Below are 14,455 nucleotides of genomic sequence, written 5' to 3' on the forward strand. Positions count from 1 at the left end.
GGCTAACGTGGGCCGTTATGGCTGATGCTGACGTCATCGTGGTCGGAGCGGGGCTCGCCGGGCTGGTGGCCGCCTGCGAGGTACTCGACAAGGGCCGCTCGGTCCTCATCGTCGACCAGGAGAACGCCGCGAACCTCGGCGGTCAGGCCTACTGGTCGTTCGGTGGGCTGTTCTTCGTCGACAGTCCCGAACAGCGGCGGTTGGGCATCCACGACAGTCACGAACTCGCGCTGCAGGATTGGATGGGCGCTGCGGGTTTCGACCGGCCGGAGGACCATTGGCCGCGGCAATGGGCCAACGCCTACGTCGATTTCGCCGCGGGGGAGAAGCGCAGCTGGTTGCGGGAGCGCGGGTTGCGAACGTTCCCGTTGGTTGCCTGGGCCGAGCGTGGCGGCTACGACGCTCGCGGACAAGGCAATTCGGTACCGCGCTTCCACGTCACCTGGGGTACCGGCCCGGGGATCGTCGAGATCTTCACCCGTCGACTCCTGGCGTCGGGTGCCAAGGTGCGCTTCGCCTACCGCCACCGCGTAGATGAACTGATCGTCGACGCCGGTGCCGTGACCGGGGTGCGCGGCGCGGTGCTCGAGCCGTCGAGTGCAGCGCGCGGCGCCCCATCGTCACGAAACATATTTGGCGAGTTCGAGTTTCGTTCCTCTGCCGTCATCGTCGCGAGCGGCGGCATTGGCGCCAACCACGACCTGGTTCGCAAGAACTGGCCGGCCAGGATGGGCCGTGTACCGGATCAGTTGCTCAGCGGCGTTCCCGCCCACGTCGACGGCCGGATGCTCGGCATCAGCGAGGCGGCCGGTGCGAACCTCATCAACGGTGACCGGATGTGGCACTACACCGAGGGCATCACCAACTACGACCCGATCTGGCCAAAACACGGCATCCGCATCCTCCCGGGTCCGTCGTCCCTCTGGCTCGACGCGACCGGGCGGCGTCTGCCCGCGCCGCTGTATCCGGGTTTCGACACCCTCGGCACCTTGGAATACATCGCCAAGACCGGACACGACTACACCTGGTTCGTGCTCAACGCGCGGATCATCGAGAAGGAGTTCGCACTTTCGGGACAGGAGCAGAATCCCGATCTCACCGAACGCGACGTGCGCAAGGTGTTGTCGCGGGTGCGGCCGGGCCCACCGCCGCCGGTGCAGCGGTTCGTGGACCGCGGCGTTGACTTCGTGTCCGCGACCACGCTGCGGGACCTGGTCGCCAAGATGAACGACGTACCCGACGTCGAACCACTGGACTTTCGCGTTGTCGAGGCCGAAGTGACCGCCCGCGACCGCGAAGTCGCCAACTCCTACACCAAGGACAGCCAGGTGACGGCCATCCATGGCGCGCGCAACTATCTGGCCGACCGGGTGGCCCGCGTCGTGCGGCCGCACCGGATCACCGACCCGAAGGCGGGCCCACTGATTGCGGTCAAGCTCCACATTCTCACGCGAAAGTCATTGGGCGGGTTGGAGACCGACCTCGACTCCCGTGTGCTCAAGGCCGACGGGTCGGCTTTCGACGGGCTCTACGCCGCGGGTGAGGCAGCAGGTTTCGGGGGCGGTGGAGTGCACGGCTACCGATCGCTGGAGGGCACCTTCCTCGGCGGTTGCGTCTTCTCCGGCCGTGCCGCGGGCCGTGCCGCGGTGCGCGACACGCGCTAGCGGGCGGGCAGGTCGATGGTCGTCGTGACCGAGACCATCTGCGGGGTGCTCGGCGCGGACGAGAAACCGAACCGGACGGGCGGGTCCAGCGGCACGAGGCCATCGAGATCCGCGCCGCGAAAACTTCCGGCCACGGCGACGATTCGCCGACTCCGGCGCACCCCGTAATACTCGCGGCGGCCGTTGCCCGCGCTGCCGGCAGTCCGCACCCCCGGGATCAATCGTGACGCCACGGGATCGATGGCCCGCAGCCACGCCGGGGCCGTCGCGAGCCTCGGCGGGACGAGTCGCAGCAGCCCGTCGAAGGGTGCGGGACCACCGAGTCGGCCCGCGACGTCGAGACCGGGCGCAGTAAGCGAGAATCCGTCGGGGTCGTGTTCGACGCCGATCGGTCCGATGTCGACGGAATCGAAGTCATATGTGGCCGAGACGAATTCGGCAACCTCGTCCGTGGGCGCCAGTAGGATCCGTTGTCCGTCGGCGGCCTCCACCATCACGTCGGCGAAGCGGCCGAAGGGCGACTCCCGCCAGGAGCCGATCACCATCCGGACACCAGAACCGGTGCCGAGGCCCGCGATGTGGCCGGTGAACCTCAGCCGACGCGCGTTCTCGCCCACCTACTCACCACCCCGTCGCTTCGCTCGCCCACTAGATCTCCGTGCCGTTCTCCTCCTCCAGGACCTGGAAGTCAGTATTGGTCATCTCCGACAGGCGGCCGTAGTAGATACCGCGAGCCTCCTTTGCCACCACCGCCTGGTGGATCGGCACCGCGCGCGTCGGGGCGACCGCTCGCAGATAGTCCACCGCCTCGGAGATCTTCATCCACGGCGCGGCGGCCGGGGTGGCGAGTACTTCGACGGGTTCACCAGGAGTGAACAGTGCGTCGCCGGGATGCATCAGGCGGGCGGGATGCCCCTCATCCCCGACCAGGTAGGAGATGTTGTCGATCAGCGGAATCTCGGGATGGATCACTGCGTGCGTGCCGCCGACGCCGCGCAGAGCGAGGTGCCCGACCGTGAACGCGTCGCCGACGTTGACGGCCTGCCAGGCTCCGCCGAGTTGGGCCGCGGTCATCGGGTCGGCGTACAGCGCGGCCTGCGGGTTGGCGTCGATCAATGCAGGTAGGCGTTCTACGTCGATGTGATCGGGGTGCTGATGGGTGATCAGGATGGCCGATAGCCCCGTGACTCCCTCGAAGCCATGCGAGAAGTTCCCCGGGTCGAACAGCACGGTGGTTTCGGAAGCACCCTCTCGGAAGCTCGCGAGTAGACAGGAGTGGCCGAAGTGCGTCAGTTGCATGGCTACATTGTGGCGTGCCGCGCCGCCGGTAGAGTGACTGCTGAGCAATCTTCCCCAAGGACAGGAGCCGCGCGTGGCCCGCGTCGTAGTGCACGTGATGCCCAAGACGGTGATCCTCGACCCGCAGGGTCAGGCGATCGTCGGAGCACTGGGCCGCCTCGGTGTGACCGGTATCTCAGATGTCCGGCAGGGCAAGCGTTTCGAGCTCGAGGTCGACGACAGCGTGAGCGACGAGACGCTTGAGGAGATCGCCGAATCGCTGTTCGCCAATACCGTGATCGAGGACTGGACCGTCAGCCGGGACGAACGGTGACCGCCCGGGTCGGAGTCGTCACGTTCCCAGGGACTCTCGACGACGTCGATGCCGCACGGGCCGTACGGCTGGCGGGCGCGGAATCAGTCAATCTGTGGCACGCCGACGCGGACCTCAAGGGCGTAGACGCGGTCGTCGTCCCTGGCGGGTTCTCCTACGGTGACTACCTGCGGTGCGGCGCGATCGCCAAGTTCGCGCCGGTGATGGGTGAGGTCGTGGCCGCAGCCAACCGTGGGATGCCGGTGCTGGGCATCTGCAACGGGTTTCAGGTTCTCTGTGAAGCCGGGCTACTGCCGGGCGCGTTGACCCGCAACGCCGGTCTGCACTTCCTCTGCCGCGACGTGTGGCTCGAGGTGACGTCGACGTCGTCGGCGTGGACCACGCGGTTCGAGAAGGGTGCCGACCTACTGGTGCCGCTGAAGTCCGGTGAGGGCCGCTTCGTGGCGTCCGACGCCGTCCTCGACGAGTTGGAGGGCGAGGATCGCGTCGTCTTCCGCTACCGGGAGAACCTCAACGGATCGCTGCGCAACATCGCAGGCATCAGCTCCGCCAACGGTCGGGTGGTGGGCCTGATGCCGCATCCCGAGCACGCCACCGAGGCGCTGACCGGTCCGTCCGACGACGGACTCGGTCTGTTCTACTCGGCGCTGGACGCGGTGCTTGCGGCGTAGGTGCCAGAGGGGGACCTAGGTGGTGAGGGCGACCGAAGCCTCCGCGGTGTAGCACAGGAACGTCAGCGTCTCCTCGAGGTACAACTGCACGCTCTCGGCATCGTGGGACAGGTAACCGATCGACACGTCCGCGCCCAGCTGCAGATCGAAATCACCGCCGCGAGTGGACAATACGAATGCACCGTCGATCGCGGGCGCCCAGATGATCTCGCCGTCGACCAGCCGGTTCAAGTGTTCGCGGATCGGATACCCGTGCTCGGTCGTTTCGCTCACCTGGGTGTAGACATCCGCTGACAGCAGCACGCAATACGGCCCGTCGACGCCGGCCAGTCGCAGCTCGCTCAACGCCTGGCTGATGACGTCGGGGATCTCGCGCGGATCCGACGGCAACGCCAGGGCGGCGTTGGAACTGCAGGTGCGGATGCCGTCGATCTGCGCGGCCTCATAGCCCTCGAAGATCGCACGGTCCTCGGCGAACGCCAGCTGCTTCGCGGCCTCCTTGACCGGATCCCAGTCGGAGTCCTGCGAGCCACGTTCGACGTCGTCCACGTCGGTCCGCGAGATGGTGAACGGCACCCGCAAGCGCACCAGCGGCTTGCTCTCCCGAAGGTGGGCGACCACGCCGTCCCCGGGCGATGTCACATCGACCAGATGACCCGTGCTGATCGCCGCCGTCACGGGGCCGCCGGGCTCGCTGACGTCGACCACTCGTCGCCCGGCGATGTGCCGCTTGAACGTCCTGATGGCCTCCAATTCGATTCCGCCCCAGGCTTCCTCGGTAATCGGGGCCAGACCGCGGTACAGGTTGTTCATTGGGGTCGTCCTTTCAGACTGCCGATCGACAGGGAGCCGGTGGGGGGTGTCGTAGCGGGTGCGGCAGACGCGCCGGGGCGCGGAGGCGGGCCGTCGAGGAAGTCCGCGGTGGGGGTGAAGAACAGGCATCCGGTGATCGCCGTGGAGAAGTCCAGGATGGCGTCGGTGTTGCCGGGCGGGTCGCCGATGAACATGTTGCGCAGCATCCGCTCGGTGACCGCGGGAGTCCGCGAATAGCCGATGTAATAGGTGCCGAACTCCGCCTTGCCGACTTCGCCGAAGGGCATGTTGTGCCGCAGGATCTTGAGCTCGTTGCCGTCGGCGTCTTCGATGACGTTCAGGGCAAGGTGCGAGTTGGCCGGTTTCACGTCGTCGCTCAACTCGATGTCGTCGAGCTTGGTGCGGCCGATCACCCGTTCCTGATCTTCGGTGGACAGTGCGTTCCATCCGCTCATGTCGTGAAGGTACTTCTGCACGTGGACGTAGCAGCCCTTGGCGAATTCCAGGTCCTCGGCGCCGATTTGGGTGGAGCTGACGGCGATCGGACCGTCCGGATTCTCGGTGCCGTCCACGAAACCCATCAAGTCGCGGTTGTCGAAGAACTTGAACCCGTGCACCTCGTCGATGACGGTGATGGCACCGGCCATCGCATCGACGAGCTTGCCGGCGAGTTCGAAGCAGACGTCGAGGAAGGTGCCGCGGATGTGGAAGAGCAGATCCCCCCGCGTCGACGGTGCGTGGTGGCGAGGGCCGTCGAGTGCGACGAAGGGGTGCAGTTCGATCGGCCGCGGCCCGGTGAACAATCGGTCGAAGGCGTCGGAGCCGATGGACGTCACCATCGACAACTGCTTGTTCGGATCCCGAAAGCCGATCGCGCGCACCAGCCCCGAGATGTCCGCCAGCGCGTCGTGCACGATGTCCTCCCCACCCTCGTCGATGGTGGCGACGAGGAAGATGGCCGCAGGCGTCAACGGCGCCAGCACCTTCTGCGGCTGTGGATCGGACACATCAGGACCCTAGCGTCAAGATCACCGACGACACCGGACAAGATCAAAAGATCGCACCTAGCCTCCGGAACCGCCGCCAAAACGGGGACGGCATGGACCGTGGAGCGGATCGGGCTCGTCGGAGGGCTGCCGTCGAGCGTGCGGGAACTCGGGTTTCGGCCCGCGCGTCGCCCCGCAGACACGCACGCTCGCGGGAGGGGTGAAGATTGGCTGATGGCAGCGAGCCCCCAGGGACTGTGCGAATTCATCGACGCCTCGCCGTCGCCGTTCCACGTGTGCGCGACCGTGGCCCAGCGATTGCGCGCCGCGGGCTTCACCGAACTGCTCGAGGGAGACGCCTGGCCCTCCGGGGGTGACGGCTACTTCACGGTGCGCGCCGGCTCGCTCGTCGCATGGAAGGCCGCCGGGGATGGCGCGCCGTTCCGCATCGTCGGCGGGCACACCGACAGCCCGAACCTCCGGGTCAAACAGCACCCCGATCGCATCGTGGCGGGGTGGCGCGTGGTCGCGCTGGAACCGTACGGCGGGGCCTGGCTGAATTCGTGGCTGGACCGCGACCTGGGCATCAGCGGCCGGTTGTCGTTCCGCAACGGTGCACACGTCGAGGACGTCCTGGTGCGCGTCGACGACCCGATCCTGCGGGTTCCTCAGCTGGCGATCCACCTGTCCGACGACCGCAAGGGCGTGACGTTGGATCCGCAGCGCCACCTCAACGCCGTCTGGGGCGTCGGCGACCGGACGCGCCCGTTCGTCGACTACGTGGCCGAGCGCGCCGGCGTCGACCCGGTCGCGGTGCTGGCGGCCGATCTGATGACCCACGATCTGACGGGCTCCACGTTGGTCGGTGCCGACCGCGAACTGGTCAGTGCACCACGCCTCGACAACCAGGGCACCTGCTACGCCGGGCTGGAGGCGTTCCTCGCGGCCGAGCCGGGCGGGTACCTGCCCGTGTTGGCGCTGTTCGATCACGAGGAGGTCGGCTCGACGTCGGATCACGGCGCACAGTCCGAGCTCCTGCCGACGGTGTTGGAGCGCATCACCTTGGCCGCGGGCGGTACGCGGGAGGACTTCCTTCGCCGGGTGTCCGGTTCGATGGTGGCCTCGGGCGACATGGCCCACGCCACCCACCCCAACTACCCCGAGCGGCACGAACCGAGCCACCTCATCGAGGTGAACGGAGGTCCGGTGCTCAAGGTGCAGCCGAACCTCCGCTACGCCACCGACGGCAGGACGGCGGCAGCCTTCGCGTTGGCCTGTGCTCAGGCCGGGGTGCCGATGCAGCGCTACGAGCACCGCGCCGATCTGCCGTGCGGTTCGACGATCGGGCCGATGACGGCGGCGCGCACGGGGATCCCGACGGTCGACGTCGGCGCGGCGCAACTGGCGATGCACTCGGCCCGCGAGTTGATGGGCGCGGCGGACGTGCCTGCCTACTCCGCCGCATTGCAGGCCTTTCTGTCACCGGTGTGATCTAGCGTCGAGACATGACTCTCGACATGGCGATGGTGACCTTCGACTGCACAGATCCCGATGCGCTCGCGGCGTGGTGGGCCGACGCCATCGGCGGGGAGCTCAACGCCCTGGCACCAGGTGAATTCGTCATGGTCATCCGTCCGAACGGTCCGCCGCTGGGCTTCCAGCGGGTGCCCGATCCGACACCGGGGAAGAACAAGGTCCATCTCGACTTTCATACGTCCGACAAGGAGGGCGAGGTCGCCCGACTGGTGGCGGCGGGAGCCCGCGAGCTCGGCCGGAACAGCTTCGGCCCCGAATTCGAATGGGTGGTGCTGGCCGACCCCGAGGGCAACGCGTTCTGCGTAGCGGGCGACTGACCGACCGTCGATGCGTTCAATCGGGGTCAAGCCAATAGAATGACCTCGTGACGTCCGGGTTCTCCCACGAAGTGGACACTGTCGAGCAAGCCTCTACTACCCCCGATCAGCCGCAGCCGTTCCGCGAACTCGGTCTCAAGGACGACGAGTACGACCGGATCCGCGGCATTCTCGGCCGTCGACCGACCGACGCCGAGCTCGCGATGTACTCGGTGATGTGGAGCGAGCACTGCTCCTACAAGTCGTCGAAGGTGCATCTGAAGTACTTCGGCGAGACCACGACCGACGAGATGCGCGCCGGCATGCTCGCAGGCATCGGCGAGAACGCCGGCGTCGTCGACATCGGCGACGGCTGGGCGGTGACCTTCAAGGTCGAATCGCACAACCACCCGTCCTACGTCGAGCCCTACCAGGGCGCCGCCACCGGTGTCGGCGGCATCGTCCGCGACATCATGGCGATGGGCGCCCGACCGGTCGCGGTGATGGACCAGCTGCGCTTCGGCGCCGCCGACGCACCGGACACCCGCCGGGTGCTCGACGGCGTCGTCCGCGGCGTCGGTGGCTACGGCAACTCCCTCGGCCTGCCCAACATCGGCGGCGAGACCGTCTTCGACCCGTCCTACGCGGGCAACCCCCTGGTGAATGCGTTGTGCGTCGGCGTCCTGCGCAAGGAAGACCTGCACCTGGCCTTCGCATCGGGAGCAGGCAACAAGATCATCCTGTTCGGCGCCCGCACCGGACTCGACGGCATCGGCGGGGTCTCGGTGCTCGCGTCGGAGACCTTCGGCGGGGACGAGGGGGGCGGACACGGAGGCGGAGCTGGGCCATCGGGGAGCCCGGGTCGCAAGAAGCTGCCCTCGGTCCAGGTCGGTGACCCCTTCATGGAGAAGGTCCTCATCGAATGCTGCCTCGAGCTGTACGCGGCCGGGTTGGTGATCGGTATTCAGGATCTGGGCGGCGCGGGATTGTCATGTGCCACTTCGGAACTCGCATCCGCGGGCGACGGCGGTATGTCGATCGAATTGGATCGGGTGCCGCTACGCGCCAGGTTCATGACCCCCGCGGAGGTGCTGTCCAGCGAGTCGCAAGAACGCATGTGCGCGGTCGTGGCACCGGAGAACGTGGACGCGTTCATGGCGGTGTGCCGAAAGTGGGAGGTGCTCGCCACCGTCATCGGCGAAGTCACCGACGGTGACCGGCTGCAGATCACCTGGAACGGCGAAACGGTCGTCGACGTACCGCCCAGAACCGTCGCCCACGAAGGCCCGGTCTACGAGCGGCCGGTGGCGCGGCCCGACACTCAGGACGCCCTCATCGCGGATACGTCCGCAGCGTTGCCGCGACCCTCGACGGGTGATGAGTTGCGTGCGACTTTGCTTGCGCTCCTTGGCAGTCCGCACCTCTGCAGCCGCGCGTTCATCACCGAGCAGTACGACCGATACGTGCGAGGTAACACCGTCCTCGCCGAACATGCCGACGGTGGCGTTCTGCGCATCGACGAGGCCACCGGTCGCGGTGTCGCGATCTCGACTGATGCGTCCGGGCGCTACACGTTCCTCGATCCGTACACCGGCGCCCAGCTGGCCCTGGCCGAGGCGTACCGCAACGTCGCCGTCACCGGAGCCACGCCGGTCGCCGTCACCAACTGCCTGAACTTCGGCTCGCCAGAGGATCCCGGCGTCATGTGGCAGTTCTCCCAAGCCGTCCGCGGACTCGCGGATGGCTGTGCTGCGCTTGGTATTCCGGTCACCGGCGGCAACGTGAGCTTCTACAATCAAACCGGCACCACGGCGATTCTGCCCACCCCGGTGGTCGGGGTGCTCGGCGTCATCGACGACGTGAGCCGTCGCATTCCCACGGCCTTCGGCACCGAACCGGGCGAGACGCTCATCCTGCTCGGCGACACCCGCGACGAGTTCGACGGATCCATCTGGGCCCAGGTCACCGCGGATCATCTCGGGGGCGTGCCGCCGAGGGTCGACCTCGCCCGCGAACAGGTGCTGGCAGAGGTGCTGGCCGCGGCGTCCCGAGATGGCTTGATCTCCTCGGCCCACGACCTCTCCGAGGGTGGGCTGGCCCAGGCCGTCGTGGAGGCGGCGCTGGCGGGCGAAACTGGTTGTCGGATCGTTCTTCCCGAGGGGTCGGACCCGTTCGTGGCGCTCTTCTCCGAGTCTGCTGGGCGGGTGCTGGTCGCGGTGCCGCGGACCGAGGAGAGCCGGTTCCGGGCGATGTGCGAGGCACGCGGCCTGCCCGCCGACCGCATCGGCGTGGTCGACGAGGGCAGCACCTCCATCGACGTCCAGGACCAGTTCTCGGTCACCCTCGATGAGCTGCGCCGCACGTCGGAGGGCGTGTTGCCCGGACTGTTCGGGTGAGGGCGGAAACCCACGACATCATCGGCGCATCCGTCGCCGACGAACCACCAGGCCCGCTGCGGCCACGACGTCATCCGTTACTGGTGTGGGCGTGGAGCCTGCTCCGACTCGACTTCGGCGGCGTCGCCGTCGCCACGGTCTTCTTCTGCCTGTCGCTGACACCGTCGCTGTTGCCGAGGGATTGGCTGTTCCAAGGGTTGATCGGGGGCATCAACGCGTCGATCGGGTATGCCATCGGCGTCGTCCTCGCCAAGGCGTTCCACCGCTTTGCCCTCCGGCACCGCCAATGGTGGCCACCGCCAAGGAGGACGTTGAACGCGGTGAAGGTCGGCACCGTCGTCGTCTCGATCGTGGTCTGCGTGTCGATGCTGATCCCGGCGGCCGCCTGGCAGCGTCAGGTGTCCGCCGAGATGGGCATCGCAGGGCCCGCCACGCTGGGGTATCTGCGCACCCTGGTGGCGGCCGTCCTCGTCGGCGGTGCGTGCGTCTGCGTGACGCGGGTGCTGTACGACGCCATCAAATGGCTTGCCAGCGCGTTGATCCGGCGGTGGCGTCTGCACCAGGAGGTCGCCCTGTTCATTGGGACCTCGATCGTCGTCATCCTGGTGATCACCCTCGTCAATGGCGTGCTCTACCGCGGTTTCCTGGTCGGCGCGAGCCGAGTGTTCCAGCCGCAGAACTACACCACCCGCGACGGTGTCGTCGAGCCTACGGAACCCGAGAAGTCCGGCAGCCCTACGTCCTTCGCGCCCTGGGAGACGCTCGGATTTCAAGGCCGGAACTTCGTCGCCAGCGGCCCGCACGCGGCTGAGCTCACCCGCCTCACCGGCCGGCCCGCCAAGGAGCCGATCCGCGTCTATGCGGGACTGGAGACCGCAGACTCCGATCAGGCGAGAGCCGACGTCGTCGTCCGCGAGCTGGTGCGCACCGGCGCCTTCGCGCGCAAGTTGCTCGTGCTCGTCCCGACCACCGGGACGGGCTGGATCAACCCCGTGGCCGCCAGGGCGATCGAGACCATGTACGGCGGCGACACCGCGCTCGTTGGCGTGCAGTATTCCTATCTGCCGAGCTGGATCTCGTTCCTCGGCGACCGGGAGAAGTCCGTCGAATCGGGCCGCGTCCTCATCGACGCGGTCCACGACCGGTGGTCACTCCTGCCGCCAGGGAACCGGCCGAAGCTGGTCCTCTACGGAGAGAGTCTCGGCTCACTGGCGGGCCAGGGTGCGTTTCCGTGGCTGCCCGACGTCGCGCGCAGGGGTTTCTCGGCGGTGCTGTGGGTGGGTCCCCCGAACGAGAGCGCACTGTGGAGTGGGCTGGTGCAGCGTCGCGATCCCGGGAGCATCGAAGTCGAACCGCGGTACGACAACGGCCGCACGGTGCGCTTCTCGCAGGCGAACGACGGCGTCGCCGTCGCCAAGATCGGCGAGCCGGAGTGGCAGGGCACGCGAGTGCTGTTCCTGCAGCACGCCTCCGACCCGATCGTCTGGTGGTCACCGGAGTTGGTGTTCTCCCGTCCCGACTGGCTCGTCGAGCCGGCGGGCGTGGACCGCACGACGTCGATGCGCTGGTATCCGATCGTCACGTTCTGGCAGGTGAGCGCCGACATGACCAACGCCTCCGGTGTCCCCGCCGGCCATGGTCACAACTACGGTGACGCCGTGCTCGACGGCTGGGCCGCGGTCATTCCGCCGGACGGCTGGACGGCCGCCGACACCGCCCGGGTGCGGGCGGCGCTGCAGCAGGTAGGCACCGAGTACTGATGCGCAGCAGTACCTTTCGGGCGCTGAGTCTGGCGCTCGCGCTCATCGGCTGGAGCGGGCTGGTGGCGCCGAGGCTGCCGCCGCGTTGGCTGGTTCCGGCTCAGGCGGCGCTCGGGGGCCTACTCGTCGCGACCACCGATGCGCCGCTGGGGTTTCGACCACCGGCATCGTGGCACGGAGCCAGGCTGGGTCTCGCCGTGGCCGGTGTCGTGACGGCGGTGGTGGCAGCGTCCACGGTGGTCCCCGCCGTACGGCGCGGCATGCTGCAGCGGGAGCTACCCCGGCCGGCAGCGGCATGGCTGCTGGTGCGCATCCCGGTCGGCACGGTCTGGTCGGAGGAGGCCGCGTTCCGGGCTGCGCTCGGAACCGTTGCAGCACGCGCGTTCGGACCGACCCGCGGCCGCGTTCTGCAAGCGGCGACGTTCGGACTCTCGCACGTCGCCGATGCGCGCGGCACGGGTGAGTCGGTCGCAGGCACGGTGCTCGTCACCGGCGTCGCCGGCTGGCTGTTCGGCTGGCTGTACGACCGCTCGGGGAGCCTGCTCGCGCCTATGCTCGCGCACCTGTCGATCAACGAGGGGGGAGCGCTGGCCGCGCTGGCGGTCAAGCGGTGACGGCGACCGGCAGGTACGGCGTGATGTTGTTCAGCGCGCGCCCGACGTAGTCGTCCTTCTCGCCCACGGGGGCCACGTAGTGGACCGCGCTCTCGGCGGCGGCGAGACCGTCGAGTCGCGCGATCACCCAGGCGGCGAGGTACACCGACGCGAGGCAGCCACCGGCGGTGGCCACGTCGTCCTTGGCGAAGAAGGGTTGCTCGAGAACGTCGACGCCAGCGGCGAGCACCCACGGCTTCGTGGTCAGGTCCGTACACGCGGGCACGTCGCCCAGTAGACCGAGTTTCGCCAACAGCAAGGTGCCCGAACACTGCGCCCCCAACGCCTTCAATACCGTCCATCGAACGTGCCATCCGCACCACGACCTGGAACAACCCCGCGGTGATGACGGCGATCGCAGGGATCAACCGACCTGGTCAACCTGCAACCGCTCTGGGAACGGTGCGACGCGTCGTCGACGAGCACACCAACCGCTGAAGCTCAGGGGTTGATGGTGAGCTCCCCGATCTGCCTACCCCACACGTAGTCGATGGCGATCGGTTGGCCCAGCTCGATGTGGTTGTAGGGGGCGAGGCTGAAGCCGGTGTCCATCACCAGATACGGGTGTGGCCATAGGTCGTAGGTCACCTTCTGCCAGCATCCTGGTCGGCCCTCCGGCCCGCCGTGGGCGTTGATGCGGGGCAGATTGTCGGGATAGATGTAGGGATTGCCCGCGCCCAACACCGTCCCGTAGGCCGCCAGCGAATAGCCGTTGTCACCACCGAGGGCGGTCGCGATCCTTGGACCGACGTCGTGATAGTTGCGCAGCGAGCAGAAGATCATGCCGCGGTAGTCGTCCAGCAGTTTGGTGGTGGGCATCAGGTCCGCTGCGCTGCGGACCAGGAAGGGGCCGGCACGTTCGAGCGGGTCCGCGGCCGTCTCGCCGAATCCGACCGCGGCCATCAGGGCGGCGTCGACGTCGCGAAGCTGGGCGTTGAGCGTGCGCGCCGGGATGACCGCTGCGTCCAGGCCGTCGAATATGTCCGGCGAGGCGGCGGCGTAGACGTCGGCCAGGTCGGCGGTCCGTTGCACGTCGGTGCGGATCCGGGGCATCAGCGGGTTGACGTCACCGAGGATCACGTTCGCGTTCTCCAGCGACTCCCCGAATTTGCTGCCGAGACCGGTCAAACCCTCGGCGGCTGCGGTCAGCGTCTGGTTGAGCTTGATCGGGTCCACCTTGTCGGCGATCGACGTGACCGTCTCGAACAAGGTGTTGAACTCCGTGGTGACGGACTGCACCCGGATCACCTCATCACGCGAAAGTGCCCGTGGCGAAGGTGTTTCCGGTGAGCTGAACGACACGTACTTGTTGCCGAAGACCGTGTTCGCCCGGACGTCGGCGATCACGTTGGACGGGATCGACGCCAGGTACCGGTCCTGCACCTCGAGCGTGAGCATCGCCTGCTCGGTACCGCCGACCTCGGCGGCGTCGATGCGCGCCACCCGTCCAATCTCGACGCCGTTGAGAGTCACCTTCGAACCGGGATCCACCACCAGACCGGCGCGGCCCGAGAGCACCCGGATCTCGGTCTGCGCGACGAAGTCGCCTCGATACTGCTTGGCGAACAGAAAACCCAAGAGCACCACGATGGCTACCAGCACCGCGCCCGCCAGCTTGTATGGCGGGCGGTGGCGGTCGAAAACCATTTTGGGAGACTAGGGGATGGCCGTCCGACGTACAGCGGATCCGACGAAGACCCGCGCGGCCGTGTCGGCGGTCGCCGACTGGCTGCGCGACGACACCGCCGCGACACCGCCGCGCACCGACCTCGCCGACGCCGTGCGTTTGACGGCCAGGACGTTGGCCGCGTCGGCGCCCGGGGCGAGCGTCGAGGTCAGGGTGCCACCGTTCGTTGCGGTGCAGTGCATCTCGGGGCTGGCGCATACCCGCGGGAACCCGCCGAACGTGGTCGAGACCGATCCGCGGACCTGGCTGCGGCTGGCGACCGGACTTCTCACGATGGCCGACGCCGTGAGGACCGGTGCGATGCAGTCCTCGGGATCCCGAGCCGGTGAGGTCGCCGAATGGCTGCCCATCGTCGAACTGCCGAAATGAACCCAGGGGTCC

At 67.8% G+C, this 14,455-nt stretch carries 15 protein-coding genes; 9 read left to right on the top strand and 6 right to left on the bottom strand.

Annotation, left to right across the window (positions count from 1 at the left end; all coding sequences use genetic code 11):
- Window positions 1-17 precede the first annotated feature (17 nt).
- Window positions 18-1,664: an FAD-binding dehydrogenase gene (locus QUE68_RS03990; protein ID WP_284224671.1), complete on the top strand. Its 1,647-nt coding sequence runs from the start codon at window positions 18-20 to the stop codon at window positions 1,662-1,664.
- Here the strand turns inward: QUE68_RS03990 and QUE68_RS03995 are convergent.
- Together QUE68_RS03995 and QUE68_RS04000 are read right to left on the bottom strand one after the other, a co-directional pair.
- The gene (locus tag QUE68_RS03995; protein ID WP_284224672.1) at window positions 1,661-2,281 is read right to left on the bottom strand and encodes a hypothetical protein; all 621 of its coding nucleotides are present in this window, start codon (window positions 2,279-2,281) and stop codon (window positions 1,661-1,663) included. The two genes, QUE68_RS03990 and QUE68_RS03995, sit on opposite strands and share 4 nt — an antisense overlap.
- Window positions 2,282-2,312: 31 nt before the next feature.
- Window positions 2,313-2,963 carry an MBL fold metallo-hydrolase gene (locus QUE68_RS04000; RefSeq protein WP_284224673.1) on the bottom strand — a complete coding sequence of 217 codons (651 nt, stop codon included), beginning with the start codon at window positions 2,961-2,963 and terminating at the stop codon, window positions 2,313-2,315.
- A 73-nt stretch (window positions 2,964-3,036) separates the two neighbouring features.
- Here QUE68_RS04000 and purS point away from each other — a divergent pair, with 73 nt between their 5' ends.
- Together purS and purQ are read left to right on the top strand one after the other, a co-directional pair.
- Entirely contained in the window at window positions 3,037-3,276 is a 240-nt protein-coding gene (gene purS, locus QUE68_RS04005) for a phosphoribosylformylglycinamidine synthase subunit PurS (protein WP_284224674.1), read from the top strand.
- Window positions 3,273-3,947: a phosphoribosylformylglycinamidine synthase subunit PurQ gene (purQ, locus tag QUE68_RS04010; RefSeq protein ID WP_284224675.1), complete on the top strand. Its 675-nt coding sequence runs from the start codon at window positions 3,273-3,275 to the stop codon at window positions 3,945-3,947. The genes purS and purQ overlap by 4 nt, the downstream gene beginning before the upstream one ends.
- A 15-nt stretch (window positions 3,948-3,962) precedes the next feature.
- Here the strand turns inward: purQ and QUE68_RS04015 are convergent, their stop codons facing one another.
- Together QUE68_RS04015 and QUE68_RS04020 are read right to left on the bottom strand one after the other, a co-directional pair.
- Window positions 3,963-4,760 carry a family 1 encapsulin nanocompartment shell protein gene (locus QUE68_RS04015; protein WP_284224676.1) on the bottom strand — a complete coding sequence of 266 codons (798 nt, stop codon included), beginning with the start codon at window positions 4,758-4,760 and terminating at the stop codon, window positions 3,963-3,965.
- Window positions 4,757-5,767, bottom strand: a complete 1,011-nt coding sequence (locus QUE68_RS04020) for a Dyp-type peroxidase (protein WP_284224677.1) — start codon at window positions 5,765-5,767, stop codon at window positions 4,757-4,759. Before QUE68_RS04020 ends, QUE68_RS04015 begins: the two co-directional genes overlap by 4 nt.
- 213 nt (window positions 5,768-5,980) lie before the next feature.
- Between QUE68_RS04020 and QUE68_RS04025 the strand changes: the two genes are divergently transcribed.
- The 5 genes from QUE68_RS04025 to QUE68_RS04045 are packed head-to-tail and all read left to right on the top strand — an operon-like array spanning window position 5,981 to window position 12,348.
- Window positions 5,981-7,237 (top strand): M18 family aminopeptidase, encoded by a 1,257-nt coding sequence (locus QUE68_RS04025; RefSeq protein ID WP_284224678.1) that lies wholly within the window; start codon window positions 5,981-5,983, stop codon window positions 7,235-7,237.
- Window positions 7,238-7,251: 14 nt separating this feature from the next.
- Window positions 7,252-7,599 carry a VOC family protein gene (locus QUE68_RS04030; protein ID WP_284224679.1) on the top strand — a complete coding sequence of 116 codons (348 nt, stop codon included), beginning with the start codon at window positions 7,252-7,254 and terminating at the stop codon, window positions 7,597-7,599.
- A 47-nt stretch (window positions 7,600-7,646) separates the two neighbouring features.
- Window positions 7,647-9,974, top strand: coding sequence for a phosphoribosylformylglycinamidine synthase subunit PurL (gene purL, locus QUE68_RS04035; protein WP_284224680.1), 2,328 nt, complete (start codon window positions 7,647-7,649; stop codon window positions 9,972-9,974).
- A gap of 20 nt (window positions 9,975-9,994) precedes the next feature.
- A complete protein-coding gene (locus QUE68_RS04040) occupies window positions 9,995-11,734 on the top strand; it encodes an alpha/beta hydrolase (protein WP_454786452.1) in 1,740 nt (579 codons plus the stop codon).
- A complete protein-coding gene (locus tag QUE68_RS04045; protein WP_284232708.1) occupies window positions 11,734-12,348 on the top strand; it encodes an Rv0804 family intramembrane glutamic endopeptidase in 615 nt (204 codons plus the stop codon). The genes QUE68_RS04040 and QUE68_RS04045 overlap by 1 nt, the downstream gene beginning before the upstream one ends.
- Here QUE68_RS04045 and QUE68_RS04050 read toward each other — a convergent pair.
- Together QUE68_RS04050 and QUE68_RS04055 are read right to left on the bottom strand one after the other, a co-directional pair.
- Window positions 12,338-12,679 carry a hypothetical protein gene (locus QUE68_RS04050; protein ID WP_284232710.1) on the bottom strand — a complete coding sequence of 114 codons (342 nt, stop codon included), beginning with the start codon at window positions 12,677-12,679 and terminating at the stop codon, window positions 12,338-12,340. The two genes, QUE68_RS04045 and QUE68_RS04050, sit on opposite strands and share 11 nt — an antisense overlap.
- Window positions 12,680-12,828: 149 nt before the next feature.
- Window positions 12,829-14,034 (bottom strand): MCE family protein, encoded by a 1,206-nt coding sequence (locus QUE68_RS04055; RefSeq protein WP_284232712.1) that lies wholly within the window; start codon window positions 14,032-14,034, stop codon window positions 12,829-12,831.
- A 16-nt stretch (window positions 14,035-14,050) separates the two neighbouring features.
- On the opposite strand from QUE68_RS04055, the gene QUE68_RS04060 reads away from it, so the two are divergent.
- Window positions 14,051-14,443 carry a sterol carrier family protein gene (locus tag QUE68_RS04060; protein ID WP_284224685.1) on the top strand — a complete coding sequence of 131 codons (393 nt, stop codon included), beginning with the start codon at window positions 14,051-14,053 and terminating at the stop codon, window positions 14,441-14,443.
- Window positions 14,444-14,455: the final 12 nt, after the last annotated feature.

Origin of the sequence: Mycolicibacterium sp. TUM20985 (assembly GCF_030295745.1) — a bacterium.
In the GTDB taxonomy this organism is placed as follows: Bacteria; Actinomycetota; Actinomycetes; order Mycobacteriales; family Mycobacteriaceae; genus Mycobacterium.

Excerpts from the sequence above, each read along its gene's own strand:
- QUE68_RS04025 (WP_284224678.1), top strand. The coding sequence starts at position 5,981 with ATGGCAGCGAGCCCCCAGGGACTGTGCGAATTCATCGACGCCTCGCCG.
- QUE68_RS04045 (WP_284232708.1), top strand. The coding sequence starts at position 11,734 with ATGCGCAGCAGTACCTTTCGGGCGCTGAGTCTGGCGCTCGCGCTCATC.
- QUE68_RS04000 (WP_284224673.1), bottom strand. The coding sequence starts at position 2,963 with ATGCAACTGACGCACTTCGGCCACTCCTGTCTACTCGCGAGCTTCCGA.
- QUE68_RS04030 (WP_284224679.1), top strand. The coding sequence starts at position 7,252 with ATGACTCTCGACATGGCGATGGTGACCTTCGACTGCACAGATCCCGAT.
- QUE68_RS04060 (WP_284224685.1), top strand. The coding sequence starts at position 14,051 with ATGGCCGTCCGACGTACAGCGGATCCGACGAAGACCCGCGCGGCCGTG.
- QUE68_RS04015 (WP_284224676.1), bottom strand. The coding sequence starts at position 4,760 with ATGAACAACCTGTACCGCGGTCTGGCCCCGATTACCGAGGAAGCCTGG.
- QUE68_RS04055 (WP_284232712.1), bottom strand. The coding sequence starts at position 14,034 with ATGGTTTTCGACCGCCACCGCCCGCCATACAAGCTGGCGGGCGCGGTG.
- QUE68_RS03990 (WP_284224671.1), top strand. The coding sequence starts at position 18 with ATGGCTGATGCTGACGTCATCGTGGTCGGAGCGGGGCTCGCCGGGCTG.